The sequence below is a fragment of the Mesorhizobium sp. RIZ17 genome (genome assembly GCF_051127865.1).
Classification (GTDB): domain Bacteria; phylum Pseudomonadota; class Alphaproteobacteria; order Rhizobiales; family Rhizobiaceae; genus Mesorhizobium; species Mesorhizobium humile.
Genome location: NZ_CP147861.1, coordinates 568481 through 593011, shown reverse-complemented (window position 1 = coordinate 593011; position 24531 = coordinate 568481). Strand labels below are relative to the sequence as shown.

Here is a 24531-nt window from a genome sequence, read left to right as displayed (position 1 = left end):
TTACACCGTCAAATCGCGCCGCGGCAGGCCGATCCACGAGCCGAACCGGACCGTGGCGATGTGCGGCGCGTCCTCGTGTCCTGAATTGTCCGCATCTGTCCATATGTGCCCGCCACTGTCGCCGAGCCCGGCGCCAGGGGGTTCTGGATGCAGGGCGCCGGGCTTGCCCGCTCGCTCGACAGCGACGGCAACGCCGCCGATGCCGACGCCAACACGGGCGCCTTCTTCGCCGGTATCGACGCCGCCGTCGGCGACGGCTGGACGCTCGGCTTCCTCGGCGGGATCAGCGTCACCTCGCCCGATATCGACGACCGAGCGTCCTCCGCCGACATCGCCAGCGTGCATCTTGGCGCTTATGGCGGCGGCGCCATCGACAGCGTCCGCTTGAAGTTCGGCGCCGGCTACAGCCATCACGACATCGACACCAGCCGCAGCCCGGCCTTTGTCGGCTTCAGCGATGAGCTGAGTGCCAGCTACGGCGCAAGCACGCTGCAGGCGTTCGGCGAGGCGTCGCGCCCCTTCGATCTCGGCGCGCTCAAGCTCGATCCGTTCGCCAATCTCGCCTATGTCCATCTGTCGACCGACGGCTTCGCCGAGGACGGCGGCGCGGCGGCCCTGTCTTCGGGCGGCTTCAGCAGCGACGCCACATTCACCACGCTTGGCGCGCGGGTCTCGCAGAAGATCGTCGTCGTCGGCACGAGCTTCGAGGCGCGCGCCTCGGCTGGCGCCATGCCTTCGCGGATGCGCCGGCGGCGCGGCTTTCGTTCGACGGCGGCGACGGCTTCACCGTGTTCGGCGTGCCGATCGCACGCGACGCGGTGGCGCTGCAGGCCGGCGTCGATGTCGACCTCGGCGGCGCCTCGGCTTCAGCTATGACGGCCAATTCGCTTCCGGCGCGATGGAGAATGCCTTCAAGGCGAGTTTCTCGACACAATTCTGAAGCGCGACACGCCTGCCATCGTTTGATCTGGAGATGTGCCGGCATAGCCTAAGCCTTGTCGCAGCCGGGCTAACGACCTAACCTGCGCCTTGAGCTTTGGGCGGGGATGTTCATGCGCGCGCTCGAAATTTCCAACCGCGAATTGCTGGCTTTCATGTCGGAGGCCACAAATTTCGCCGCCGAGTACTGGGCTTCGCTGGAGGAGCGGCCATCCTATCCCTCGACCAGCGGGTCTGAGACGGCGCGCCTCTTCGACCGGCCATGGTCGGATGAGGGGCGAGGGAGCAAAGTTCTGGACGACGTCAGAGTGATTGCCGAACACGTCCGCCCATGCACTGGCCGCTTCTTCGGCTACGTCGCCGGCTCTGGTGAACCGGTGGGGGCCGTCGGCGATTTTCTCACATCGGTTTTCAACCAGAACACTACGTCCTGGCGTTCAGCTCCCGCCGCAATCACCATCGAGCGCGCGGTGATCGGATGGCTCGCTGAGGCGATCGGCTGCGGCGGTTTTGCCGGAAGTCTGTGCGGCGGCGGTTCAATGGCCAACCTGATGGGGTTGGCGATCGCGCGGGAGAAGGCGCTGGCCGCCAACGAGGAGGGGGCTCGACCGGGTGTGGTCTACGCATCCGAACAAGTGCATATGTCGATTCCCAAGGCCATTGCGCTGCTGGGCCTGGGCCGCAGCAATCTTCGGCTGATCCCGGTCGACGCGGATTTTCGTTTGCGGACCGATGCTCTCGAAGCCGCCATCGCCAGCGACCGGAAGTTCGGGAACACCCCGGTGGCTATCGTGGCCAGTGTGGGCGCGGTGGCCACCGGAGCAATCGATCCATTGCGGCAAATCGCGGAAATCGCGAAGTCCGAAGGAATTTGGCTCCATGTCGACGGTGCTTTCGGCGTCTTGGCAGCGCTGGCGGTCCCGGAAAAATTCGAAGGACTGAACCTGGCCGACTCCATTTCCCTCGACGCGCACAAGTGGCTCTACCAACCCATCGACTGCGGTTGCCTGCTTTATCGCGATCGCGACGCCGCGCGGAAGACCTTCTCCCACAGCGGAGATTATGTCAGGGTCTTCAACCAAGACCCCGGCGAAGCGTTCGCCTTCTTCGAGGAATCGATCGAGCTTTCCCGCCGGTTTCGCGCCCTCAAGCTCTGGCTGTCCCTGCAATACCACGGACGCGAAGCCTATCGAGAGGCCATCTCGCGCGATCTGCTGCACGCACAGCTACTCGCCGATGCTGTCAGGGCACGTCCTGAACTCGAACTGCTCGCGCCGGTGCCTCTTAGCGCCGTGTGCTTCCGCCATCGCGTCAAAAGCAACGAAGCCATCCTGCAGCGCGTGATTGCACGTGGGCGCGTGTATCTCTCCAATGCCAGCATCAACGGTCACTTTGCGCTGCGTGCCTGCTTCGTCAATCATCGGACAGAGCCGGCAAACGTCTATGAGATCGTTTCCGAAGTGATCGCCGCAGCTGACGAACTCAACGCCTGAAGCGCTGAGGCGCGTTGCACTCACTCTTCCCAACGCTTCTGCGTGATGAGATCGAGCCGCTCGCGGTCGGAGCGCTCGCGCTCGTCGCGGCGACGCACGTCCTTGTAGGCGCGCTCGACCATGTTGGTGCGCGCCGTCGCGGTGGCGATGAGCGCGGCTTCCTGCTTGGCATCTTCCAGGCTCTTTTTCTGGCGTTCCAGCGCCCCGGTGATGCGGCGATGATAGATTTCCGGAAAGAGGGAGCCCAGCGAAGCGTCGGTCTCGAAATGCTCGATCAGGTCCCTGGCCTCCGCCTCGGCCTTGACGGCGGCGGCGAGGAAGCCGGCGTGGCGGGTCTCGTGCAGCGCCTTCAACTGCTCCTGCACCTTGACCAGTTTCTTCAGGCGGTCTTTTCGCGTGGTCATGGCTATCTCGCCAGCGTGAGGTCGACGAAGCCGTCGACGAACAGCGACAGCAGCGTGCCGACGGCGAAATAGAAGATGATCATGCCGCCGGCGATGACGAAGGGCAGCGAGATGAAATAGACCGGGATCTGCGGCGTCAGCTTGTTGACGAAGCCGATCGTCAGATTGACCAGGATGGCATAGGCGATGAAAGGGCTGCCGAGGCGGATGACCAGGAAGAAGGCGTCCGACACGGTGTCGGTGACGTCGACCAGCGCCGCCTGTGGGTTGAAGAACACGTTGACCGGGGCGACCTGATAGGAGGCGACCAGCGCCTTGACGATCTCATGGTCGAAGTCGAAGACGAAGAGCAGAAGCAGCGCCGAGAACGAGATGATGGCGGCAAGGGCCGCCTGCGGTTCCGGTTCCTCGATCGCCGGTCCGCCCGAGCCGCCATAGCCGATCAGCATGGCGATGGCGGAGCCCATGAAGCGCAGCGCCTCCATGTAGAGCCTCGTCATGGCGCCGATCAGGCCGCCGACCAGCAACTCGGAGACGATCATCGGCGCCAGGACCTGTGGGCGCGGATCGACGAACGGGTAGATGCGGTCCCACAGGAAAGCGAGCAGGCCGCCGGTCGCTGCGAGCGAGACGAACAGCCTGATCTGCAGCGGCACGCGGGCGCTCGACAGGCCCGGCATCAGCATGAAGCAGGCGCCGATGCGGCAGAAGGCGAGGAAGGCGGCGATGACGACGCCTTGCGAGAGCGCGTTCACGAGATGGTTCCGAGCACCTTGATCTCGACGCCCTTGGCGATCTCGACATGGCTGAGCACCGGCAGCGTCGTGAACAGCCGCTCGATGATCATGCGCACATAGGGGCGCGCGTCGGGCGCGGTGACGAGCACGAAGCGCTCGCCGGCCTCGAGATGCTTGCGGATCGCCTTGGTGGCGTCCTGGCCGAATTCCTCGAGCTGGCGCGGATCGATGTCGAATTCGCGCACCTCGCCCTTGGCGTCGCGCTTGAGGCTCTGGTGGAAGGCGAGGTCCCAGCGGTTGCCGAGCCGCAGCACCTTGAGCGTGCCGCCTTCGGAGAGGTCGCCACAGATCTGCTGCGCCATGCGGATGCGCACATGCTCGACGATCTGCTCGGTGCGGCGCACATGCGGCGCGATCTCGGCGATGGCCTCGATGATCAGATGCAGGTTGCGGATCGAGACGCGCTCGGCGAGCAGCAGCTTCAGCACCGCCTGCAGGCCGGGATAGGAGATGTGCGAGGTGCATATCTCGTCGGCGAGCTTGCGGTACTCAGGGTCGAGCCGCTCCAGCAGCGCCTTCATGTCCTTGTAGGACAGGAGCTGTGGCAGATTGTTGCGGATCACCTCGGAGAGATGGGTGAGCAGCACCGACATGTTGTCGGCGAATGTGAAGTTCTCGCGCTTCAGGTCCTCGGCGAAGGTTTCGAGCACCGAATAGGCACGCATGCCGAAGGCCGGCTCGCGGATTTCCTCGCCGGGGATCTCCGGCACGCCGCGCGTGCCGAGCAGCACCATGATCTCGCCGACGCGCATCTGGTATTCGGCGACGACCGTCCCGTGCACCTTGATCTGGTAGCTCTTCGGCGGGATGGCGAAGTCGTCGGCGACGCGCACCTCCGGCACAACGAAGCCATATTGCTGGGCGAATTTCTTGCGCATCTTCGACATACGGAACACCAGTTCCTGGTGCGCCACCATCAACCTGGTCGAAAGCTGCTTGCCGATCAGAAGCTCGATCTCGGCGGTGACCAGCGAGGCCTTGACCGAGTTCTTCTCCTCCTCGACCTTGTTCGCCTTCTCCTGCGTCTTCAGGGCTTCGGCAGCGGCGTGCTCGCGGTTCTGTCGCAGCGGGATGATGTAGCCGAGGCTGGCCATGCCGCCGGCAAGCGCGAAGAAGGGGAACAGCGGCAGGCCGGGCATCAGGCCGAGGATGACCAGCAGCGAGGAGGCGACATAGAGCGCGCGCGGATGCGCGCCGAGCTGGCCGAATATCGCCTGGTTGGCCGAGCCGCGCGTGCCGCCCTTGGAGACGAGCATGCCGGCGGCGAGCGAGACGATGAGGGCAGGGATCTGTGTGACGAGACCGTCGCCGACCGACAGCTTGATGAAGACGTCGGCCGCCTGGCCGAGGCCCATGCCGTGGCGCAGGTAGCCGATGGCGATACCGCCGACGATGTTGATGGCGGTGATGATCAGGCCGGCGATGGCGTCGCCGCGCACGAATTTCGAGGCACCGTCCATCGAGCCGAAGAAGGAGGATTCCTCTTCCAGCTCGCGACGGCGCAGCTGCGCCGTCTTCTCATCGATCATGCCGGCGGAAAGGTCGGCGTCGATCGACATCTGCTTGCCGGGGATGGCGTCGAGGGTGAAGCGCGCGCCGACTTCGGCGATACGGGTCGCGCCCTTGGTGATGACGATGAAGTTCACCACGATCAGGATCATGAAGACGATGAGGCCGATGACGAAGTCGCTCGACATCACCAGCTTGGAGAAGCCCGAGATGACATAGCCGGCGGCATGCGTGCCCTCATTGCCGTGCGACAGGATCATGCGCGTGGTGGCGATGTTGAGCGACAGGCGCAGCATCGTGGCGATCAGCAGCACGGTCGGGAAGGACGAGAAGTCGAGCGGCCGCTGGATCCACAGCGCCACCATCAGGATCAGCACCGAGAGCGCGATCGAGAAGGCGAGGCCGATATCGATTAGGAAGGCCGGGATCGGCAGGAACAGCACAGCCAGGATGAAGACGATGCCCAGCGCGAAGAAGACGTCGCGGCCGTTCTTGACCACAAGGCCCGACGGGAGTGTTTCGCTGATCGCCATATCGTCCCCAAATCAAGACCCGCCACGCACAGGGGCAGGCCCTCGACCGTAACCCCCCAAGCTTGCGCGAAGGTGGGAGAGTGGCTACGGGACCTGGACACGGTCTTGCGAAAGGAAGGCAGATGCTCCTGATCATCGGCACGATCCGGCTGCCGCCAGACAGGCTCGAACAGGCGAAGCCTGTGATGCAACGCATGATCCTGGCGAGCCGCGCCGAGCCGGGCTGTCTCGGCTATTCCTACGCGCAGGATGTGCTGGACGCCGGGCTCATCCATGTTTCGGAAGCCTGGAGCGACCGCGCCGCGCTCGAAGCGCATTTCAAGTCGGCGCATATCGCGAAATGGCGCGCGAGCTGGGCGGAGCTCGGCATCGGCGACCGCCAGCTCACGCTTTACGAGACGGGCGGCGGCGCGCCGACCTGAAAGCGTCGCCTCTCAAGTCTGAGCCATGTCCGCGGTCGCGACGGCGACCAGCCAGCGCCGCACCGCGCGCTCCTTCTCCGCGGAGAGGCCGGCGGTCAGCTCGCCTTCGAGCTTGTAGACGCGTTCCCGGCATTTCTTCAGCAAGGCGCGACCGCTGTCCGAGAGGTCGAGATGCTGGATGCGGCCGTGGACGGCATGCGGCCGACGGATGAGGGAGCCGGCTTTTTCCAGATTGCCGACGATCACGCTCACCGTCTGCGGCGTCAGCACGGCGAGCCGGGCCAGGTCGGCATTGGACAGGCCGGGATAGGCCGAGATCATGGTGAGCGCCGCGAACTGCGCCTGCGTCACGCCGAATTCATCCAGCGCCCGCTCCACCTTAAGGCGATAGGCGCCGGCCGCCTGGCGCAGCAGGTAGCCCAGATAGCCTTGCTCGCCGCGCTTGCCTTCACCGGCGGACGGAATGGACGAATTCCCCTTGCGCATGGTATCAGTGCTCTTATATGTTATTCGTACTCTGATATTATCACAGCAAGGAGCGAAAGACGATGGGCCATCGCATTTTTCTCGCGGGCGCCTCGGGCGCGATCGGTCGCCGGCTGGTGCCGCAGCTGGCGGCGGCCGGCCATGAGGTGACGGCGACGACGCGCCAGGCGGCAAAAGCCGAAGATCTTGGAGCGCTCGGCGCCGATCCGGTGGTGGTCGATGTGTTCGATGCGAACGGGTTGCGCGCGGCTGTCCTGGCGGCGAAGCCGGAGATCGTCATCCACCAGCTCACAGACCTGCCGGCCGGGCTCGACCCATCGAAAATGGCCGAGGCAACCGCGCGCAACGCCCACATCCGCGATGAAGGAACCCGCAACCTCGTCGAGGCGGCGAAGGTGGTCGGCGCAAGGCGGCTGATCGCGCAGAGCATCGCCTGGGCCTACGCGCCGGGGCCTGAGCCGCATGCCGAGACCGACGCGTTGGACGGCGGCGCGGAAGGCGGTCGTGCCGTCAGCGTCGGCGGCGTCATTGCATTGGAAAGGCATGTGCTCGGCGCCTCGCCGATCACCGGCATCGTGCTGCGCTACGGCCACCTCTACGGTCCAGGCACCGGCGTGGAAGTTGCCGCGGACCCGGCGGTGCATGTCGACGCCGCCGCTTACGCGGCCTTGCTTGCCGTCGAGCGGGGCGCACAGGGCGCCTTCAATGTCGCGGAGCCGAACGGCCATATCACGACCGACAAAGCCGTCCGCGAGCTCGGCTGGCACGCCGGCTTTCGCCTGGCCGGATGAACGGAGTTGCCGTCATGATCGAAGATGTTTCTTCGAGAAGCCTCGCGCTGCTCGGCGTCGCCGCCATCGCTTCGGGGTTGCTTGGCATGGCCGTAGTCCAGAGCAACAGGGCAACCACCATCGCTGGTGGAATGGACGCGCATATCGACATGATGGGGGCCGATGCCGGGGAAGGGGCGGCGGCGCGTCCGACCACCACAGTCAGGCCGCTCTCCTGCGAAAGGCTGCCGAATGTGCCTGGGCATTCGATCACCACGGCGCTGGTCGAATTCCCGCCCAACGCCTACACGCCGCGACATCGCCACCCGGGCTCCGTGACGGCTTTCGTCATCAAGGGAGCGCTGCGTTCGCAGATGGAAGGCGGGCCGGCCGTCACCTACACAATGGGCCAGACCTGGTTCGAAGCGCCCGGCGCGATCCATTCCTTCGCCGAGAACGCCAGCGCCACCGAGCCGGCCGAGCTGCTGGCGATCTTCGTCGCGGGGGACGACTGCGGACCGCTGACCATTCCGTTACCCAACTAAATCTATCGCCTTTATCGCGGCGGGGAGCCTTCCTTTGCTGTATGCATGTCGTTGTCCCAGAACCGCTGCACACTTCTAGGCGACATGCATTACGCTAATTCGCGCAACGCCAAAATGGCGCCATAAGCGGTCGGCATTGCGATTGCCACGCAAGGCCGCCGCGCGTATCAGGCACGGCAGCTGTTTATCCTTCGCATACCGGCGAGCCGTTCCGTTGCCTGCCAGAAACGACCCACAAGTCTACGCCCGCCGGCTTCGCGCGGTGCTGATCAGTTCGATCCCCGTGCTCGAGGCGCGCGGCATCGTGATCGTGCTGATGGCCGGCATGGTCGGCGTCATCGCGGGCGCGCTGGTCACCGGCATGAGCGCGCTGGTGCAAGGCATGCACTGGCTGCTGTTCGACGTGCAGCCCGGCGGCCGGCTTTCGGCGATGTTCTCGCTCGCCGACCCGGTGCAGGCGATGTTCCCGGCGATCGGCGGCCTGCTGCTCGGCCTTTCCGTCATCTGGCTCAGAAAGCGCAAGTTCCGCACGCCGGTCGACCCGATCGAGGCGAACGCCCTCTATGGCGGGCGCATGTCGCTCACCGACACCTTCATCATCGTGGCGCAGACGATGATCTCCAGCGGCTTCGGCGGCTCGGTTGGATTGGAAGCCGGCTATACGCAGATCGGCTCCGGCATTGCTTCCCGACTTGCGCGCGCGTTCCGGCTGCGCCGCAACGACGTCCGCATGCTGGTCGGCTGCGGCGCGGCCGGCGCGATCTCGGCCGCCTTCGACGCGCCGCTGACCGGCGCGTTCTACGGGTTCGAGCTGGTCATCGGCATTTATTCCGTCGCCAATGTGGCGCCGGTGATGACGGCGGCGATCGCCGCTTCGCTGACGGCGGAAATGTTCGGCGGCGTGCCGTTCCCGCTGGAACTCTCAGGCCTGCCGAATCTGACAGCCAGTGAATACGTGCCGTTCATGCTGCTCGGACTGCTCGGCGGGGCCGCCTCGATCGCCATCATGCATCTGGTGAGCATCGTCGAGCAGCTCTTTGTGCGGCTGTCGATCGACGCGTCGGTCAGGCCCTTCATCGGCGGCATCTTTGTCGGCCTGCTCGGGCTGGTCACGCCGCAGGTGCTCTCCAGCGGCCATGGCGCGCTGCATCGCGAGTTCGCCATGAATTACACGCTGCCGGTGGTGGCGAGCGTCTTCGTGATGAAGCTGGCGGCCTCCGCCATCTCGCTCGGCTCCGGCTTCCGCGGCGGCCTGTTCTTCGCTTCGCTGTTCCTGGGAGCCTTGCTGGGCAAGGTCTTTGCCGGCGTCATGGCGATGACCGCGCCCTCGATCGGCATCGACCCCGCGGTCGCCGCCGTGGTTGGCATGACCTCGCTTGCGGTGGGCGTCGTCGGCGGCCCGCTGACCATGACGTTCCTGGCGCTGGAATCCACCCGCGACCTGACGCTCACCGGCGTGGTGCTGGCCGCTTCGATCATGTCGGCGATCCTGGTCCGCGAGACCTTCGGCTACTCCTTCTCGACCTGGCGTTTCCACCTGCGCGGCGAGACGATCCGCAGCGCCCATGACGTCGGCTGGATGCGCAGCCTCACCGTCGGCTCGATGATGCGCAAGGACGTCCGCACCATTCCCGCCTCGACCACGCTCTCCGAATTCCGCAAGGAGATACCGCTCGGTTCCGGGCAGCGCGTCATCGCCGTCGAACAGGCCGACCAATATGTCGGCATGCTGCTGGTGCCGGAGCTGCACAGCGATCCCTCCGATGGCGATACGCCGGTCAGCGCGCTCGCCCAGTTCAAGGACGCGGTGCTGGTGCCGTCGATGAATGTCCAGACCGCCGCCGAGACCTTCCAGCGCACCGGGGCCGAAGAACTGGCGGTGGTCGAGGACTTCGACGAACGCATCGTGCTTGGCCTGCTCACCGAAAGCCATCTGATGCGCCGTTATGCCGAAGAACTCGACAAGGCGCGGCGCGACCTGTCGGGCGAGGGGTAGTTTTGGCGCATCGCCACCCCGGAGATTAGCCGAGGCGCCCAAACTTCGTCATCCACGGGCGGAGCGGGAGCGAAGCGGACGCGCAGACCATAGAATCCATGCCGTGTCCTCGGGCGAGTAGTAAAAGCGGCGCAAGACAGAGGCTTTTTGCGCCGCTGCGAAGCTCACAGGTAACGGCATGGATTCTATGGTCTGCGCGCTTCGCTTCGCGCTCCGCCATAGAATGACGATGTTGGGAGGACACAGCCGCAGCGACGGATTCTCCCCGCTTGCTATTTGTACAGTGTCACTGTACAAAATGTGCAGTGGAGAACAACGAGATGCCCAAGGCTTCCGATAAAGGCCAGGCTCCGATCGGGACCAAGAACGGTTCGGTCGCGACAGCCGCCCAAGAGGTGCTCGGCATGCGGCTGAAGAGCCTTCGCCTTGCCCGCAGGCTTTCCCTGCGCGACCTCGCCGAGGCGACCGGCACCAGCGCCAGCTTCATCAGCCAGCTCGAGCGCGGCCTGACCGGCGCCAGCACGGCGTCGCTCAATCAGATGGCTTCGGCGCTCGGGGTAAGCGTCGCGCTGCTGTTTGCGGAGAGCACGGCTCAAAATCACCATGGCGTGCTCAGGCGCAGCGAGCGGCCAAGCCTGCCGCCCAGCGACGGCTGCCGCAAGATGCTGCTTTCGCGGCCGCCGCTGAGCGACATGGAAGTCTATGTCGGGGAGTTCGAGATCGGCGGCTCGACCGGCTCCGGCCAATACACGCATGGCGACGCGCATGAGATGCTGATCGTGCTGCGCGGCGTCGTCGAGGTCTCGCTCGGCGAGGCGCGCCATGTCCTCGAAGAGGGCGACAGCGTCGAATACACCACCTCCACCCCGCATCGCACGGAGAACATCGGCAGCGGCCGGGCCGAAGTGATGTGGATCATCGCGCCGCCGACCTCGGCGCGCGCCGAGCTCGACCAATACACGACCTGGAAACCGCCCGCCGCCAGGTAACCGATCAAACGCGGGTATGAATGGGAGAGTTATCGTTATGCTGAAATCGACATATGGCATCAGTGCCGTCTTGGCGCTTGGCGTTCTGACCGGCGCGGCTTTCGCGCAGGACAAGCCCGTGGCGGGCGAGGTGAAGGAGGGATCGCTCAAAGGCAAGACCCTGACCTTCGTCTCCTATGGCGGCATCTACCAGGACGGCCAGGCGGCGGCGCTGAAGGAGTTCGTCGACAAGTCCGGCGTCAAGCTGCTCAATGACGGTCCGACCGAGATCGCCAAGCTGCAGGCGCAGGTCGAGTCCGGCAACGTCACCTGGGACGTCGTCGATACCGACGACCTGCCGCCCTACGTCTATTGCGGCAAGCTGTTCCAGAAGCTCGATCTGACGAAGCTCGACGTCTCGAAAATCCCGGAAGGCCAGGTCGGCGAATGCTCGGTGCCGGCGATGAATTACGGCGTCGTCCTGATGTACAACAAGGAGAAGTACAAGGATAACCCGCCCAAGAGCTGGGCGGACTTCTTCGACACCGAAAAGTTCCCGGGCGTGCGCGGCATCGACGGTTCAGGCAGCCCGACCGGCGGCCTGCTGGAACAGGCCTTCAAGGTCGCCGGCGGCGATCCGAAGGCGATGACCGTGGCCGATATCGACAAGGCCATCGACATGGTCCGCAAGCTCGGTCCCGACACCATCTTCTGGAAGACCGGTGCTGAATCGCAGCAGCTCGCCGAATCCGGCGAGGCCGACATGCTGATGATGTGGACCGGTCGCGCCATGACCGCGGTCAAGAACGGCGCAAAGTACGCGCCCGCCTGGCAGGACTGGCTGGTGGTGATGGACCAGATGACCATCCCGGTTGGCGTCAAGGATACGGACGCGTCCTACGCGCTCATCAATGCCTATCTCGGCAAGCAGTCACAGGAGGTTCTTGCGGAGAAGACATCCTACACGCCGATCAACAGCGAGGCGCAGCCCAAGGTAGACGATTCCGTCGCGGCCTTCCTGACCAACACGCCGGACCGCCAGAAGCAGGGCTACAAGCAGAATTTCAAGTTCTGGGTGCCGAACTTCGCGGTGGCGCAGGAGAAATGGTCCGCGCTGATGGCCGGCAACTGACCGGCTGAAGGAGAGGCAACCCCGTGAGCGCGCTCGAACCGACGACGCCTTCCGCCCCGCAACGGGTGGGTTGGGCATGGCGGCCGTACGCGCTCGCGCTGCCGGCGCTCGTGCTGCTGGCCGCGGTGATCGGCTATCCGCTGATCACCATCGTGCTACGCAGCCTGTCGGAGCCGCAATGGGGCCTGCAGAACTACACCTGGTTCTTCGGTGCGCCGGTCAACCTGACGGTGCTCCAGCGCACTTTTTCGATCTCGGCCTGGGTGACTGTGGTCTGCGTGCTCTGCGCCTATCCTTACGCCTATCTGATGACCGCCGTCGGGCCGCGCGTGCGGCTTGCTCTCATACTCTGCGTCTTGATCCCGTTCTGGGTGAGCGGCGTGGTGCGCACGCTCTCCTGGGTGATCCTGCTGCAGGATTCCGGGGTCATCAATTCGCTGCTGAGATCGGCCGGGTTCGACGGCGTCCGGCTGATCCGCACCCAGACAGGCGTGGTGATCGGCATGGCGCAGGTGCTCTTGCCCTTCATGATCCTGCCACTCTACTCGGTGATGAAGGGGATCGATCTCAGGCTGGTGCAGGCGGCGCGGAGTCTCGGCGCGCGGCCGTCGCGCGCATTCTTCACCGTCTATCTGCCGCTGTCGCTGCCAGGCGTCTATGCCGGCGCGATCATCGTGTTCATCCTGGCGCTGGGCTTCTACATCACACCGGCGCTGCTCGGCGGGCCGCGCTCGACCATGCTGTCGACGCTGGTGCAGACGCAGGTGCTGAGCCTGCTGCAATGGGGGCGTGGCGGCGCGATGGGCGTGGTGCTGCTGGTCGCGACCTTCGTGCTGCTCTCGCTTGCGGCTCCTGTGATGCGGTCGAGGCATCGGGAAGCGGGACGACGCTGATGGAGATGAAGCCGCTCACGCGCGTCATCCTTGGGCTTGTCTGCCTGCTGGTGGCGATATGGCTGGTGGCGCCGACGCTGGTCGTCGTGCCGATGTCGTTCAACCAGAACAAGTCGCTCGCCTTTCCGCCGCAGGGCTTTTCCTGGCAGTGGTACCAGAACTTCGCCACCAACCCGGAATGGTCGACCAGCTTCCTCAACTCGCTCAAGGTCGCCTCGCTGGTGGCGGTGCTGGCGACGGTGCTCGGCACGCTCGCCGCCTTCGGCCTCGATCGCATGAAGGCGCGGCCGGCCAATCTCTTGCGCATGTTGATGCTGACGCCGATGGTCGTGCCGGGCGTGGTCCTGGCCATCGGCATCTATGCCGTCTATCTCGATGCGCAGCTTGTCGGAACGCTGACCGGCTTCGTGCTTGCGCATACCATCCTGGCACTGCCCTTCGTGCTGATCGCCGTCTCTGCCAATCTCGAAGTGTTCGACAGGCGGCTCGAGACCGCGGCGGCAAGCCTTGGCGCCGGTGCGCTGACCACGTTCCGAACGGTGACGCTGCCGCTGATCCTGCCCGGCATCCTGTCGGGCCTGCTGTTCGCCTTCGCCACCTCGTTCGACGAGATCGTGGTGTCGCTGTTCATCACAAACCCTTATCTCAAGACATTGCCGGTGCAGATCTATTCCTCGATCACGCGCGATGCCGACCCGACGGTCGCGGCCGTCGGCACCATCCTGTTGTTCGCCACCACGATCCTGATCGGCGGCGGCATGCTCCTCCTTGGCCGCGAGCGGAAGGGACGCCTATGAACCCGAGACCCGAAAATCGGGGCGCCGCGATCGATCTCGACACGGTCAGCAAGGCCTATGGCGCCTTCAAGGCGCTGGACGGTGTCTCGCTCAGGATCGAACCCGGCGAGTTCATGACGCTCCTGGGGCCGAGCGGCTCGGGCAAGACGACGACGCTCAGTGTGATCGCCGGCTTTACCGACGTGACCAGCGGCAAGCTCTCGGTCGGGGGAAAAAGCGTCGTCGGCGTGCCGGCGCACAGGCGCAATATCGGCGTCGTCTTCCAGCACTACGCGCTGTTCCCGCATATGACGGTCGGCCGCAACGTCGCCTATCCGCTGACATTGCGCGGCATCAATCAGGACGAGCGCAAGGCGCGCGTCGCAAAGGCGCTCGACATGGTCAAGATGGGCGATTTCGCGCATCGCTATCCGAGCGAATTGTCCGGCGGCCAGCAGCAGCGCGTGGCGTTGGCTCGCGCCATCGTCTTCGATCCGCCGCTGCTCCTGATGGATGAGCCGCTCGGCGCGCTCGACAAGAAGCTGCGCGAATGGCTGCAGCTCGAGATCAAGCGCATCCACCGCGAGCTCGGCACCACCTTCGTCTATGTCACGCACGACCAGGAGGAGGCCTTGGTTCTGTCGGACCGGATCGCCGTCTTCAATCGCGGGCGCATCGAGCAGATCGGCACCGGCCGCCAGCTCTATGACGAGCCGGCGACGCTGTTCGTCGGCCGCTTCATCGGCGATTCCACCGTGCTGCGCGGCGAGGCGAAAAATGATGGCACCAGCACGGCTCTGAGCGTCGCCGGCGAGATGGTCACCACGCCGCGCCGTCTCAACGGCGAGGCCAATCCGGTGATGCTGCTGCGGCCGGAAAAACTTGCCCTCCGCCGGCCGGGACAGGATGCCGCCGGCGCGAATCGACTATCGGGAACGATCGCCGAGGCGATCTATCTCGGCTCGGGCTCGAAATACGAAGTGAGGCTCGGCGACGGCTCGACCGCGATCGTGCGCTCGCCGCTCGCTGGCGACAGCTTCGGCCTCGGCGATAAGGTCGAGCTTTGCTTCGACGGCGCTGACGCGAAGCTCCTGCCCGACGACAGCACGGCCGACACGACGCTCACCTGACCATCTTAGTTTTAACGCAACTCCGGACGGAAAACCGTTTCGCACTTTTCCTGGAATTGCTTTGGCGGAAACCATCCCATGCAAGTCAAGCGTAACGGCGATATCTCGTTCTGGTACGCGGATCTGGGTCATATCCCGGCCCCGCGTCCGTCTTTGCCTGGCGACATCGAGGCGGATGTCGCGATCGTCGGCGCCGGCTATACCGGACTGTGGACGGCCTACTATCTGAAGAAGGCCAGGCCCTCGCTGCGCATCGTGCTCGTCGAGCGGGAGTTCGCCGGCTTCGGCGCCTCGGGGCGCAATGGCGGCTGGCTGTCGGGCGGCTTCGGCTGGTCGCGCGAGAAGTATCTCAAGACCTCGACGCGGCAAGGCGTCACCGCCATGCAGAAGGCAATGGCCGGCTGCGTCGACGAGGTGATCCGGGTGGCGACGGAGGAAGGCATCGACGCCGACATCCGCCGCGTCGACAATCTGACGGTCGCCACCAATCCGGCGCAGCTGGAACGCGTGCGCGAGGAGTGCGAGACGATCCGCTCCTGGGACGCCGATCCCGAACGCATCGAGGCGCTCGACGCCGACACCACGCGAGCGCGCATCAACATCCGGAATGTCATGGGCGGCTTCGTCATCCATGGACAGGCGCGCGTGCAGCCGGCCAAGCTGGTGCGCGGGCTGGCGTTGGCGGTCGAGCGTCTCGGTGTCTCGATCTACGAGAAGACGACGGTCACGGCCATTGCCAAGGGCGTCGTGACCACGGATCGCGGCACGGTGCGGGCCGAAACCATCATCCGCGCCACGGAGGGCTTCACGGCCGGCATCCCGGGGGAAGAGCGGACCTGGCTCGCGCTCAACAGCGCGCAGATCGTCACCGAGCCGCTGTCCGAAGAACTCTGGCGCAAGATCGGCTGGGAGGGGCACGAGCTGCTCGGCAATGCCGCGCATGCCTATTGCTATGCCCAGCGCACGCGCGAGGGGCGCATCACCATGGGCGGGCGCGGCGTGCCCTATCGCTACGGCTCGCGCACCGACGTCAACGGGCAGACGCAGCAGGCGACGATCGACCAGCTGCACACGATCCTGACGACGCTTTTGCCGCAGACAACCGGATGCCGCATCGACCACGCCTGGTGCGGCGTGCTCGGCGTGCCGCGCGACTGGTGCACGACGGTCGGCCTCGATCCCGCGACGCGCATCGGCTGGGCTGGTGGCTATGTCGGGCTCGGCGTGTCGAGCTCCAACCTGTCGGGGCGCACGCTGACCGATCTCGTGCTTGGCGAGAACACCGAACTGACGCGGCTACCCTGGGTCAACCGCAAGGTCAGGCCCTGGGAGCCCGAGCCGTTCCGTTGGCTCGGCGTGCATTCGATGTACCAGCTCTACCGCATCGCCGATAACCGCGAGGCCACCGGGCTCAACCACACTTCGAAACTTGCCGCTTTGGCCGACAGCCTCACAGGCCACTGACACTGGAGCCTATCTTGATCGATCTCTCGACTTTCCACGACCTCGCCAAGGCCGACATCGGCGCCTTTTCACCGAAGCCGACCTCTTTCGAAGGGGATCAACTGGAGGCCGCGCGGTCGTTCTTCCAATCGCCGGACGGGAGCATCGACATAGGCATCTGGGAATGCACGCCTGGACGCTTCACCGCCGACCGCACGAACTCGTCGGAGATATGCCACATCATCTCCGGCCGCGTCGCGGTGAGCCGCGCCGATGGCGAGATGCGTGAATTGGGGCCGGGCGACCTTCTCGTCCTGCCGCAGGGATGGAAGGGCGAGTGGCGTATCCACGAGACCACCCGCAAGCTCTACATGATCCAGAGCGCCGACTGATCCTTGACCCCTCGGCGCAGGCCGTTTGCCGGAAGCGCTGCATGCCTCGGACGACGTGCGATCAGTGATCGATCGGGCCTTTGGGCGAGACAAGCGTCGTGCCGGCGGTGGTCGGACGCTCGATCATGCGGCGCACGCGCGGCGGGTTCTCGCCACTGTGCAGCGCGCGGATGCGTTCGCCGACCACGGCGTCGGCATGGGTGGCACGCCGGTTGTGGCGGATATACTCGACCCAGGTGGGCGTGTGGTAGTGCTCGATCCAGATGCCGGGATTTTCGAGGTCGCGGGCTAAAGTCCAGTTGCGGGCGCCGTCGCGGCGGCGGATGCGGCCGCGCTCTGCCATGGTCGCCAGGAATTCCGGCACGTCGTCCTCGCGGATGATGTATTCGATCATGATGGCGATCGGGCCGCTGCGCGGCTTCAAATCGAGTGCCAGCATAGGCTCCTTGAAACGGTTGAGCGGATCGAGGTTGAGCACCGTCTGCCGCGGCAGCGGCAGGACGAAGCCGATGGCGCCGCCGGCGAGCATCGCCATCGCCGCGGCGACCAGCGCGGTCTCGGCGCCATGCGCGTCGGCGACGACGCCCCAGATCCAGCTGCCCAGCGCAATGCCGCCGAAGGTCGCCGTCTGGTAGATCGACAGCACGCGTCCGACCACCCAGCGCGGCGTCGACATCTGCACCGTGACGTTGAAATGCGAGAGCGCGATCACCCAGCAGGCGCCGCCGATGAGCAGGCCTGCCGATGTCTGCCAGGCATTGTGACTGACGGCGGCGTTGAAGGCGCATAGCGCGAAGCCGCTAAAGGCCATGCGCACCATCACCTCGCTCGACAGCAGCTGCCTGAGCCGCACGCTGATCAGCGCGCCGCCGACCGCGCCGATGCCAAAGGCGCCGAGCATGATGCCGTAGGTCAGCGCATCGCCCTTGACGACGTCGCGCGCCACCAGCGGCAGCAGCGCCAGCACCGCGCCGGCGCTGAAGCCGAAGGCGGAACCGCGGACCAGCACCTTGGCGATGTTGGGCGACATGGCGACATAGCGCAGGCCGGCGCCCATCGCCGCGCCCAGCGACTCGCGCGGCAGGGTCTGCTCGGGCAGCGCCGGCTTCCAGCGGGCGAGCACGACGATCAGGCCGATATAGCTGACGGCGTTGGCGGCAAAGGCGGCCGCAGCGCCTGCCGCCGCGACGATGACGCCGCCGATGGCCGGGCCGACGCTGCGGGTGATGTTGAAGCCCAGCGAATTGAGCGCGACCGCCGCCGGCACCTTGGCGCGCGGCACCATGTCGCCGACCGAAGCCTGCCATGAGGGGCTGTTCAGCGCCGTGCCGCTGTCGATCAGGAAGGTGAAGGCAAGCAGCGTCCACGGCGTCATCCAGCCTTGCCAGGTGAACAAGGTCAGCAGCGCCGAGACGACCAGCATGAAGCTCTGCGCCACCAGCATCACCTTGCGGCGGTTGAAGCTGTCGGCGATGGCGCCGGCGACGAGCGCGAACAGCATGATCGGCAAGGTGGTGGAGGCCTGGACCAGCGCCACCTGGTAGGGCGAGGTGGCGATCGTGGTCATCATCCAGGCGGCGCCCACGCCCTGGATCAGGCCGCCGAAATTCGACACCAGGCTGGCCGACCAGACGGCGCGGAAGATGCCGTGCCGGAACGGCGCCAGCGCGGAGACGCGTTCGCTTTCCGGCTCGTCGTCGATCATGGTTGCGCCTTCGTCCGCTTATACAGGCTCGCCACACTCGGAAGGGCAAGCGACTCGCCAAAGAGTGCGGTCCAACAACAGGAAGGCAAAGGCGAAAATGCGTCGGCGAGGCTTTAAACCAAGCATCTGGTCGGTCTGGACCAACTTTCGGTTATTTTGCGCTTCTCGTCTCGGCGTGCAGGGTCTCGGTCAGCTCGCCTGTCGTCTCGCCGCCCATGTAAAGCCTGAGCAGCATTTCCATGCCGACGAGACGCAGGCGCGACGTTTCCTGGCTCCTTGCCATGTCGATCAGGTCGTCCAATTCGGAAGAAGACCATTTCATCGCGTCGCGCAGCAGACCGCCGCGCAGCAAGCCTTGAGTGCCGGCTGAAAAAGCCTCGGCCATCTCGAAGCCGTTCTTCGCGGCGCGAATGTTTTCGCGCGGCAGATGGCGCTCGGCGACCTTTTTCAGCAGCCACTTGCCGGTTCCGCCGCGGTATTTCTGCCTGCGCGGCAGATGAAGGGCGAAGTCGATCAGCCGGTTCTCGAGGAACGGCACCCGGAGCTCGACGGACGCCGCCATGCTCAACCGGTCGTGCCGGTGCAGCAGGTCCTGCAGATGCGAGTAGAGGTCGTAGAGACAGCTCGCCAGGAAGGCGCGATCGCTGGGCGGCGCGACGCCGTCCAGCCTGTCGAACAGCTTTGTCTGCAGGAAATTCAGCTCCGGCGACAGGGCTCTGAGCGCCATGGTGCGGTCCGTCGGCGAGCCGCGACCGATCGAGTTGCGGAACGGAGCACGGCGCAGTTCGGCGAATTTGCGGTCGCGCCTGGTCTTCGAGCGGAACAGGCGCTGCAGCCAGGACTGGCGCCAGAGCCTCATCGTCGACGCCTGCCATTTGTAGCCGCCGAAGAGTTCGTCGGAGCCCTCGCCGGTGAGCAGCACCTTGACGCCGTCGGCGCGGCACTGTTCGGCGAGCGCCAGCAGCGCGGCGTGGCTGGCATGCCAGCCGTCGGTTTCAAGGTGCCAGACCGCGCGCGGCCAGAGCTCGAGGAACCGGTCCTTGTCGAACGGCACCCGGCGCAGGTTGACGCCGACATGGCGACCGGTGCGCTCGGCGTCCTGCGCTTCGCTGCGGCCGAGCTTCGGGTCGACGACATAGCCGTGCAGCTCGGGCCTGAAGCGTTTGGCAAGCGCGGTGATCAGGCCGGAATCGACGCCGCCGCTGCAGGCAGTGGCAAGGCTGGCATCGGCGATGCAATGCAGCTCGACACTTTGCTCGAGCAGCGTCTGGAGCGTCGTCGCGTGTTCCGCATCAGAGGTCCTGTCGCCGACAATGCGCCCGGTCTCAAGGATGTCGAGGACATGCCAGAAGCGGCGCTTGTCGATGCCATCCCCGGTGATCTTCCACAGACCTGCTGGCGGCAGCCGCTCGATGCCGTCGAAAACGCTGTAGCTCGAATCGCGGCTCTGCCAGGCGAGCCGCAGCGTCAGTTCGCGCCTGTCCATCCTGCGCGCAAAATCATGGCAGGCGAGGATCGCCTTGTCCTCGGAGGCGAACAGCACGCGGTCGCCGGTTTCGGCGACCGACATTGGCTTGATGCCCAGCCTGTCCCTGGCGAGCCACAAGGCGCCGTCGCGGGCATCGAAATAGGCGAAGGAGAACATGCCGTCGAACAGCGGCACCGCCTTTTGCGGACCCCAGTGATGCAGGGCCTGGAGCACCACCTCAGTGTCGGACACCGTCCGGAACGTCAGGCCTTCCGCCTCCAGCGTCTTGCGCAACGCGCGAAAATTATAGACCTCGCCATTGTAGCACAGCACGCCGTCGCCGGACGCGGTCAGCATCGGCTCGCGCGCGGCGGGCGATGGATCGATGATGGTCAGCCGGCGGTGGCCAAGCGCCAGGCGGGCGTTGTTCCAGTTGCCGTGATCGTCGGGGCCGCGATGCGCCAATGCCTGCATCATGCGCACGACGTCGCGGCGATCGCCGCTGCCGATCGGATCGCGCTTTCGCCAGACGCCGGCTATTCCGCACATGGCCCGCCGGCCGTTCTTGCCTGATGCATCGCTTCCTGAAGATCGCTTAGGACAAGGCACCGGCCGATGCCGGCGCGTCTACAATCTAGCTGCAAGAAACGCCGCCGCAAGCGATCTGGCGACTTGCGAACAGGCCGCCAGGCGCTTGCCGCAGCTTCGCGTCAGAAACCGTGTTCGATGCGCTCGAAGATGACGTTGGTGAAGGCCGAGATCTGGCTGCCGATGAACGGGCCGGTCAGCGCCACCACGAGCATGATGGCGACGATCTTCGGCACGAAGGTGAGCGTGATTTCCTGGATCTGGGTCAGCGCCTGGATGAGCGCGATACCGATGCCGACGACCATCGCCACCAGCACCACGGGGGCGGAAGCGGTAAGCACCGTCCACACCGCATACTGGACGATATCGAGGGCGTCGGCCTCGTTCATGGCTTGCCCCTATGGAGAAATCGGCTAGGCGGCTGGCTTGATCGACACGCCCGCGCCGACGGGCACCTTGGTGCCGTCCTGCAGCACGGCGATCAGGCCGCTGCTGGACAGCGTCACTGAAGCCACCGTTCCGCTGGTCTTGCCGTCGGCCGATGTGATGTTGCGGCCGATAATCGCGTCGGCCTGCGACAGTGCCGATGACGACATGATCTGGTCGAGCTTGGTGTTGGTCTGCACCGATTGCTCGACCTGCGAGAAGGTGGCGAGCTGGGCGACATATTGCGTGGAATCCATCGGCTTGGTCGGATCCTGGTTCTTCATCTCGGCGATGAGCAGCTTCAGGAACGACTGGTAGTCGACCGCCGTCTTCGAGGTCTGCTGGCTGGCCTGGTTGGCGCCAACCGGGATCGTCGTGGTCATGTCCACGGTCATGTTATGCTCCTACAGCCAATGCGCGCGGCGCTTGCGGGATGTCGTCATTGTCTTCGAGCGCCTTGCGCTCGAGCGGATAGAGCGCACGGATCGCTTTCAGCGCCTCGTAGATCTCATCCTCGCCGACCATGCGGTCGATCTGCTTCAGGCCCTTGCAGATGTCCTGGTTGTCGAAGCTTGCGATCAGCATCGGCAGCGAGCGGCGGAACATGTCGCGAGCTTCCACGGCCCCTGCCGGATTGATCAGCATGATCTGCACGATGAAATATAGCTGCTTCAGCGGCGTCGAGGCCTGATCGGCCTGGATGACGTGGCTTTCGAGCAGGAACTGCACGTCGTTCATCAATTCAAGGGTGACCTTGCGGTCGACGCGGATGACCGCGCCGTTGATATAGATCTTCTCGTTGGGCTTCAGCGAGATCTTCAGCGTGTTGGTCATTGGATGCCGTCCCGGATGATCTGGGAGACCTCGATCAGCCCTTCGAAATTGTTGGTGCGGCCCTGGCGGATGTCTTCCGTCTCGCGCAGCAGCCACAGGCCGATGGAGATCAGGTTGGCGCGCAGTTCCTTAGGCAAAGCGTTGTCGCTGGAGCCGAGATCCTCGACGAAGGTGGTCCAGACGCGGTTGGTGAAGTGCAGCGCCTCGACCGCTTCCATCGACTCGGTGCCGACGGCGGCCGCCGCGGCCAGCATGTCGATCGAACGGGTGAGCAATTGCCGCTCCCGGTCCTTGGCGTCGGCGACGGAGTCGGTCTGGATGTCGGCGTAGGAGAATTGATACATCGTCGGCGCTCTGGCGTTCCGGTTTACGTGTTCAAGTCAGATAGTTCAGCAGGCTGAGCTGCTGCAGACGCGCGGTCAAGGCGAAGGAGGTCTCGATATGCTGCGTCAGGTCGGCGACGCGGGTGGCGGCTTGCGCCGGATCGACGCCTTCGAGATCGACGATATGCTTCTCGAAGAGGTCGACCTGGGTCTTCATGCGATCGCTGGCGTCGGACACGCGTTGCTGCGCGATGCCCGTCTCGGCCCGTATCTGGGTGATGCCGCCGATGGCTTCGCCGACCAGCGCCTGGGCCCGGTCGACCACGGCGTTCTGGGCGGCTTCGCTGATGTTGCCGGTCAGCAGGCTGCTGACCAAGGCAGACGCCATGGCGAGCTTGCGGATGCCCTGCTCGTTGGCGCTGACCGAGGTCTGGGTGGTTTCGTTGAGCGAGATGCGGCTGGTGATCTGGTCGTCGGTGGCACTCGACCAGTTGGCCTGCCAGCCGGCGCCCAGGAATTGCGGCTCGACCTTGGTGGTGATGAAGTCGTCCATCTGCGCGGCGGTGATGTTCGCCGCCGCCGGGTCGGTCTGGGCGAAGCCGAAATAGCTCGAAAAGGCGGCATCGAAGGCGGCCTTGGCCGGCGAGCCGGCGGCGTTGAAATCGTCGATCGGCTTGACGTCGGTGTTGGTGCCGGCAAACAGATATTCGCCGTTGACGCTGGTGTTCAGGATGCCGGTCATCTGCTGCAGCGCCGAGGCGCCGGCGGTCCGCAGGATGCTGGTCGAGGAGTCGCCCGACACGCCGCTGGTCAGCGCCGACAGGAAGCTCTGCGCGGTGTCGGCGATTTGCCCGAGCGAATTCTGGGTCGATGTCAGGCGCGCGGTGACGAGCGCGTTGGAATCGACGATGCCGTTCAGCCGGTCGAGATCGCGCTGGAAGGTGACGGCCTGGGTCGTGCGGCTGCCAAGCGCCAGGCCGACATCGGCGACCGTCCCGGTCTGCGATTCCTTGGTCGCCTTCACGAGGTCGGCCTGCATCTTCGCTTGCTGGTAACGCAGCGCGTTGGAGATGGCAGCTGAGGAAACGCCTGTCGCTTTCATGGATTATCCCACCGCGGCCATCAGAGAATCCAGCATGTCGCTGACCGTTTTCATCATATGCGCCGAGGCTTGATAGGTGTGCTCGAGGTCGAGAAGCAGGGACATTTCCTGGTCGACATTGACGCCGGTGTCGTTGGACAGCGCCTCGGCCGTGCGCGCGGCCAGCGCCTGCTTGCTGTCGGCATTGGTCGAGGCCTGTTGGCGCACGCCTTCGAACCAGCCGATGGCATTGGCCGCGTAGTCGGAGACGCCGGAACTGACGGTGATGCCGGCCGAGCTGTCGAAGGCCATCGGCTGATCGAGCTTGTTGGAGTAGCTGATCAGGAGGTCCGAATAGGATGCGCCGCCCGTGTTGACGACATAGGCCGCGCCGTTGGCGCCGCCGTCGCGCAACAGGGCCGGGTTGCCGCCCGCGCTCGGATCGAAGGCGGCGTTGACGCTGATCGTGCCGGCGAGGCCGTCGACCAAGGTGCCGGCGGCCGGAATTGCCGGTGCGCCGGACCATGTGAACAGTCCGGCCGCATTGGGCTGCGATGGCGCGGTTTCGGCAAATGCAGTGACAAGGCCGCGCGCGATCTCGTCGAGCTGGCTCTGCATGGTCGAGGCGACGCCGTCGCGCAGCTTCAGCAGGCCCGCAAGCTTGCCGTCGGTGGTGGTGTTATCGCCCGTACCGGCAGAGACCGGCACGTTGTCGATGTAGATGGTGTTGCCGGGCGTGCCGGCCGAATAGCCGGCCGACGGCGTGAAGGTCACCGAGCGCGGTACCGTCTCGAACAGCGTCGAGCCGTCCTTCGTGGTGATGACCATGTCGTTGTCGCCGCGCGTGAAGGTCGAGACCGGGACATATTCCGATATCTTCTTCAGAATAGCGTCGCGCTGATCGAGCGCGTCGGACACGTCCGTGCCGGAACGGGTGCCCGAAATGACCGCCTTGTTGGCGTCCTGGAACTGGCTGAGCAGCGAGTTGAGATCGTCGACGGCAGTGGCGATCTGGCTGTCGGCCTGGGTGCGGAAGTCCTGGATCGCCTTGGTGCCGCTGTTCAGAGAATTCACCACCTGCTTGGCGGCGTCGATGACGCTTGTGCCGAGGTTCTGGTTCGACGGCGTCGTGGCGTAGAGCTGCAGGGCCTTCTGCAGGTTTGCGATTGCCGTCGAGGGGGACGACGCGTTGTCGACCCCGTTGACCGACAGATCGAGCTGATCCATGCCGTTGTAAAGCGCGCTCTGCCCGCTCCATGCCGACAGCGCCGAAAGGTTCTGCCGGAACAGGAGGTCGTTCGCGGTGCGCTGGATCTCCACCGACCGGGCGCCGGGCGCCGTGCTGGTCACAACGGCGATGCGGCGGGTATAGTCCGGGTTCGACGCGTCGGCCACATTGCGCGATACGACGCTGGTCTGCTTGGACGTGGCCAGGAGCGCCGACTGGGCAATGCTTAGTGCGGAGGAAAGCGACATGC

The 24531-nt window shown here is 65.2% G+C and carries 25 protein-coding genes; 13 read left to right on the top strand and 12 right to left on the bottom strand.

The window, feature by feature from the left end:
• Positions 1–105: 105 nt before the first annotated feature.
• Both WDX12_RS02925 and WDX12_RS02920 read left to right on the top strand, forming a co-directional pair.
• Positions 106–876, top strand: a complete 771-nt coding sequence (locus WDX12_RS02925) for an autotransporter outer membrane beta-barrel domain-containing protein (RefSeq protein WP_434723868.1) — start codon at positions 106–108, stop codon at positions 874–876.
• 176 nt (positions 877–1052) lie between these two features.
• Positions 1053–2432: a pyridoxal phosphate-dependent decarboxylase family protein gene (locus tag WDX12_RS02920; RefSeq protein ID WP_434723867.1), complete on the top strand. Its 1380-nt coding sequence runs from the start codon at positions 1053–1055 to the stop codon at positions 2430–2432.
• Between the two features lie 20 nt (positions 2433–2452).
• On the opposite strand, the gene WDX12_RS02915 is transcribed toward WDX12_RS02920, so the two are convergent.
• From WDX12_RS02915 to flhA, 3 genes are read right to left on the bottom strand one after another with little or no spacing between them, the layout of a single operon-like run.
• Positions 2453–2836: a hypothetical protein gene (locus WDX12_RS02915; protein ID WP_434723866.1), complete on the bottom strand. Its 384-nt coding sequence runs from the start codon at positions 2834–2836 to the stop codon at positions 2453–2455.
• A 2-nt stretch (positions 2837–2838) separates the two neighbouring features.
• The gene (gene fliR / locus WDX12_RS02910) at positions 2839–3591 is read right to left on the bottom strand and encodes a flagellar biosynthetic protein FliR (RefSeq protein WP_320293153.1); all 753 of its coding nucleotides are present in this window, start codon (positions 3589–3591) and stop codon (positions 2839–2841) included.
• Positions 3588–5675, bottom strand: a complete 2088-nt coding sequence (gene flhA, locus WDX12_RS02905; protein WP_320293154.1) for a flagellar biosynthesis protein FlhA — start codon at positions 5673–5675, stop codon at positions 3588–3590. Before flhA ends, fliR begins: the two co-directional genes overlap by 4 nt.
• A gap of 122 nt (positions 5676–5797) precedes the next feature.
• Here flhA and WDX12_RS02900 point away from each other — a divergent pair, with 122 nt between their 5' ends.
• A complete protein-coding gene (locus tag WDX12_RS02900) occupies positions 5798–6097 on the top strand; it encodes a putative quinol monooxygenase (protein ID WP_434723865.1) in 300 nt (99 codons plus the stop codon).
• 12 nt (positions 6098–6109) lie between these two features.
• Here WDX12_RS02900 and WDX12_RS02895 read toward each other — a convergent pair whose 3' ends face one another.
• Positions 6110–6583, bottom strand: coding sequence for a MarR family winged helix-turn-helix transcriptional regulator (locus WDX12_RS02895; protein ID WP_434723864.1), 474 nt, complete (start codon positions 6581–6583; stop codon positions 6110–6112).
• A 62-nt stretch (positions 6584–6645) separates the two neighbouring features.
• On the opposite strand from WDX12_RS02895, the gene WDX12_RS02890 reads away from it, so the two are divergent.
• The 10 genes from WDX12_RS02890 (at position 6646) to WDX12_RS02845 (ending at position 16628) form a co-directional block, all read left to right on the top strand.
• The gene (locus WDX12_RS02890) at positions 6646–7374 is read left to right on the top strand and encodes an NAD-dependent epimerase/dehydratase family protein (RefSeq protein ID WP_434723863.1); all 729 of its coding nucleotides are present in this window, start codon (positions 6646–6648) and stop codon (positions 7372–7374) included.
• A 14-nt stretch (positions 7375–7388) separates the two neighbouring features.
• Positions 7389–7898, top strand: coding sequence for a cupin domain-containing protein (locus WDX12_RS02885; RefSeq protein ID WP_320293158.1), 510 nt, complete (start codon positions 7389–7391; stop codon positions 7896–7898).
• A 214-nt stretch (positions 7899–8112) separates the two neighbouring features.
• Positions 8113–9894, top strand: coding sequence for a chloride channel protein (locus WDX12_RS02880; protein ID WP_434723862.1), 1782 nt, complete (start codon positions 8113–8115; stop codon positions 9892–9894).
• A 320-nt stretch (positions 9895–10214) separates the two neighbouring features.
• A complete protein-coding gene (locus tag WDX12_RS02875; protein WP_434723861.1) occupies positions 10215–10883 on the top strand; it encodes a helix-turn-helix domain-containing protein in 669 nt (222 codons plus the stop codon).
• A 37-nt stretch (positions 10884–10920) separates the two neighbouring features.
• Positions 10921–11994: an extracellular solute-binding protein gene (locus WDX12_RS02870; RefSeq protein WP_434723860.1), complete on the top strand. Its 1074-nt coding sequence runs from the start codon at positions 10921–10923 to the stop codon at positions 11992–11994.
• 23 nt (positions 11995–12017) lie between these two features.
• The gene (locus tag WDX12_RS02865) at positions 12018–12887 is read left to right on the top strand and encodes an ABC transporter permease (RefSeq protein WP_434723859.1); all 870 of its coding nucleotides are present in this window, start codon (positions 12018–12020) and stop codon (positions 12885–12887) included.
• Positions 12887–13684: an ABC transporter permease gene (locus WDX12_RS02860; RefSeq protein WP_065997370.1), complete on the top strand. Its 798-nt coding sequence runs from the start codon at positions 12887–12889 to the stop codon at positions 13682–13684. The genes WDX12_RS02865 and WDX12_RS02860 overlap by 1 nt, the downstream gene beginning before the upstream one ends.
• Positions 13681–14793 (top strand): ABC transporter ATP-binding protein, encoded by a 1113-nt coding sequence (locus WDX12_RS02855; RefSeq protein WP_434723858.1) that lies wholly within the window; start codon positions 13681–13683, stop codon positions 14791–14793. Before WDX12_RS02860 ends, WDX12_RS02855 begins: the two co-directional genes overlap by 4 nt.
• Positions 14794–14871: 78 nt before the next feature.
• The gene (locus WDX12_RS02850; RefSeq protein WP_434723857.1) at positions 14872–16257 is read left to right on the top strand and encodes an NAD(P)/FAD-dependent oxidoreductase; all 1386 of its coding nucleotides are present in this window, start codon (positions 14872–14874) and stop codon (positions 16255–16257) included.
• Between the two features lie 14 nt (positions 16258–16271).
• On the top strand, positions 16272–16628 hold the full coding sequence (locus WDX12_RS02845) for a cupin domain-containing protein (RefSeq protein WP_434723856.1): 357 nt from the start codon (positions 16272–16274) through the stop codon (positions 16626–16628).
• Positions 16629–16689: 61 nt separating this feature from the next.
• On the opposite strand, the gene WDX12_RS02840 is transcribed toward WDX12_RS02845, so the two are convergent.
• The 8 genes from WDX12_RS02840 to flgK all read right to left on the bottom strand — a co-directional run bounded on the left by WDX12_RS02840 (position 16690) and on the right by flgK (position 24529).
• Positions 16690–18333, bottom strand: coding sequence for an MFS transporter (locus WDX12_RS02840; protein WP_434723855.1), 1644 nt, complete (start codon positions 18331–18333; stop codon positions 16690–16692).
• A gap of 151 nt (positions 18334–18484) precedes the next feature.
• Positions 18485–20350 (bottom strand): asparagine synthase (glutamine-hydrolyzing), encoded by a 1866-nt coding sequence (gene asnB / locus WDX12_RS02835; RefSeq protein WP_434723854.1) that lies wholly within the window; start codon positions 20348–20350, stop codon positions 18485–18487.
• Positions 20351–20511: 161 nt separating this feature from the next.
• On the bottom strand, positions 20512–20778 hold the full coding sequence (gene fliQ, locus WDX12_RS02830) for a flagellar biosynthesis protein FliQ (protein WP_040989996.1): 267 nt from the start codon (positions 20776–20778) through the stop codon (positions 20512–20514).
• Positions 20779–20802: 24 nt separating this feature from the next.
• Positions 20803–21210, bottom strand: coding sequence for a flagellar hook assembly protein FlgD (gene flgD, locus WDX12_RS02825; protein WP_320293172.1), 408 nt, complete (start codon positions 21208–21210; stop codon positions 20803–20805).
• A 1-nt stretch (position 21211) separates the two neighbouring features.
• Positions 21212–21649 carry a flagellar biosynthesis repressor FlbT gene (flbT, locus tag WDX12_RS02820; protein WP_434723853.1) on the bottom strand — a complete coding sequence of 146 codons (438 nt, stop codon included), beginning with the start codon at positions 21647–21649 and terminating at the stop codon, positions 21212–21214.
• Positions 21646–21993, bottom strand: coding sequence for a flagellar biosynthesis regulator FlaF (flaF, locus tag WDX12_RS02815; protein WP_320293174.1), 348 nt, complete (start codon positions 21991–21993; stop codon positions 21646–21648). The genes flbT and flaF overlap by 4 nt, the downstream gene beginning before the upstream one ends.
• Positions 21994–22024: 31 nt before the next feature.
• Entirely contained in the window at positions 22025–23074 is a 1050-nt protein-coding gene (locus WDX12_RS02810) for a flagellar hook-associated family protein (RefSeq protein ID WP_434723852.1), read from the bottom strand.
• Between the two features lie 3 nt (positions 23075–23077).
• Positions 23078–24529 carry a flagellar hook-associated protein FlgK gene (flgK, locus tag WDX12_RS02805; protein ID WP_320293176.1) on the bottom strand — a complete coding sequence of 484 codons (1452 nt, stop codon included), beginning with the start codon at positions 24527–24529 and terminating at the stop codon, positions 23078–23080.
• Between the last annotated feature and the right edge of the window lie 2 nt (positions 24530–24531).

Bases quoted from the DNA above. Each gene is read 5' to 3' on its own strand.
- WDX12_RS02920 (WP_434723867.1), top strand. From the start codon at position 1,053: ATGCGCGCGCTCGAAATTTCCAACCGCGAATTGCTGGCTTTCATGTCG.
- WDX12_RS02915 (WP_434723866.1), bottom strand. From the start codon at position 2,836: ATGACCACGCGAAAAGACCGCCTGAAGAAACTGGTCAAGGTGCAGGAG.
- flhA (WP_320293154.1), bottom strand. From the start codon at position 5,675: ATGGCGATCAGCGAAACACTCCCGTCGGGCCTTGTGGTCAAGAACGGC.
- WDX12_RS02900 (WP_434723865.1), top strand. From the start codon at position 5,798: ATGCTCCTGATCATCGGCACGATCCGGCTGCCGCCAGACAGGCTCGAA.
- WDX12_RS02895 (WP_434723864.1), bottom strand. From the start codon at position 6,583: ATGCGCAAGGGGAATTCGTCCATTCCGTCCGCCGGTGAAGGCAAGCGC.
- WDX12_RS02890 (WP_434723863.1), top strand. From the start codon at position 6,646: ATGGGCCATCGCATTTTTCTCGCGGGCGCCTCGGGCGCGATCGGTCGC.
- WDX12_RS02885 (WP_320293158.1), top strand. From the start codon at position 7,389: ATGATCGAAGATGTTTCTTCGAGAAGCCTCGCGCTGCTCGGCGTCGCC.
- WDX12_RS02875 (WP_434723861.1), top strand. From the start codon at position 10,215: ATGCCCAAGGCTTCCGATAAAGGCCAGGCTCCGATCGGGACCAAGAAC.
- WDX12_RS02870 (WP_434723860.1), top strand. From the start codon at position 10,921: ATGCTGAAATCGACATATGGCATCAGTGCCGTCTTGGCGCTTGGCGTT.
- WDX12_RS02860 (WP_065997370.1), top strand. From the start codon at position 12,887: ATGGAGATGAAGCCGCTCACGCGCGTCATCCTTGGGCTTGTCTGCCTG.
- WDX12_RS02855 (WP_434723858.1), top strand. From the start codon at position 13,681: ATGAACCCGAGACCCGAAAATCGGGGCGCCGCGATCGATCTCGACACG.
- WDX12_RS02850 (WP_434723857.1), top strand. From the start codon at position 14,872: ATGCAAGTCAAGCGTAACGGCGATATCTCGTTCTGGTACGCGGATCTG.
- WDX12_RS02840 (WP_434723855.1), bottom strand. From the start codon at position 18,333: ATGATCGACGACGAGCCGGAAAGCGAACGCGTCTCCGCGCTGGCGCCG.
- asnB (WP_434723854.1), bottom strand. From the start codon at position 20,350: ATGTGCGGAATAGCCGGCGTCTGGCGAAAGCGCGATCCGATCGGCAGC.
- fliQ (WP_040989996.1), bottom strand. From the start codon at position 20,778: ATGAACGAGGCCGACGCCCTCGATATCGTCCAGTATGCGGTGTGGACG.
- flgD (WP_320293172.1), bottom strand. From the start codon at position 21,210: ATGACCGTGGACATGACCACGACGATCCCGGTTGGCGCCAACCAGGCC.
- flbT (WP_434723853.1), bottom strand. From the start codon at position 21,649: ATGACCAACACGCTGAAGATCTCGCTGAAGCCCAACGAGAAGATCTAT.
- flaF (WP_320293174.1), bottom strand. From the start codon at position 21,993: ATGTATCAATTCTCCTACGCCGACATCCAGACCGACTCCGTCGCCGAC.
- WDX12_RS02810 (WP_434723852.1), bottom strand. From the start codon at position 23,074: ATGAAAGCGACAGGCGTTTCCTCAGCTGCCATCTCCAACGCGCTGCGT.
- flgK (WP_320293176.1), bottom strand. From the start codon at position 24,529: ATGTCGCTTTCCTCCGCACTAAGCATTGCCCAGTCGGCGCTCCTGGCC.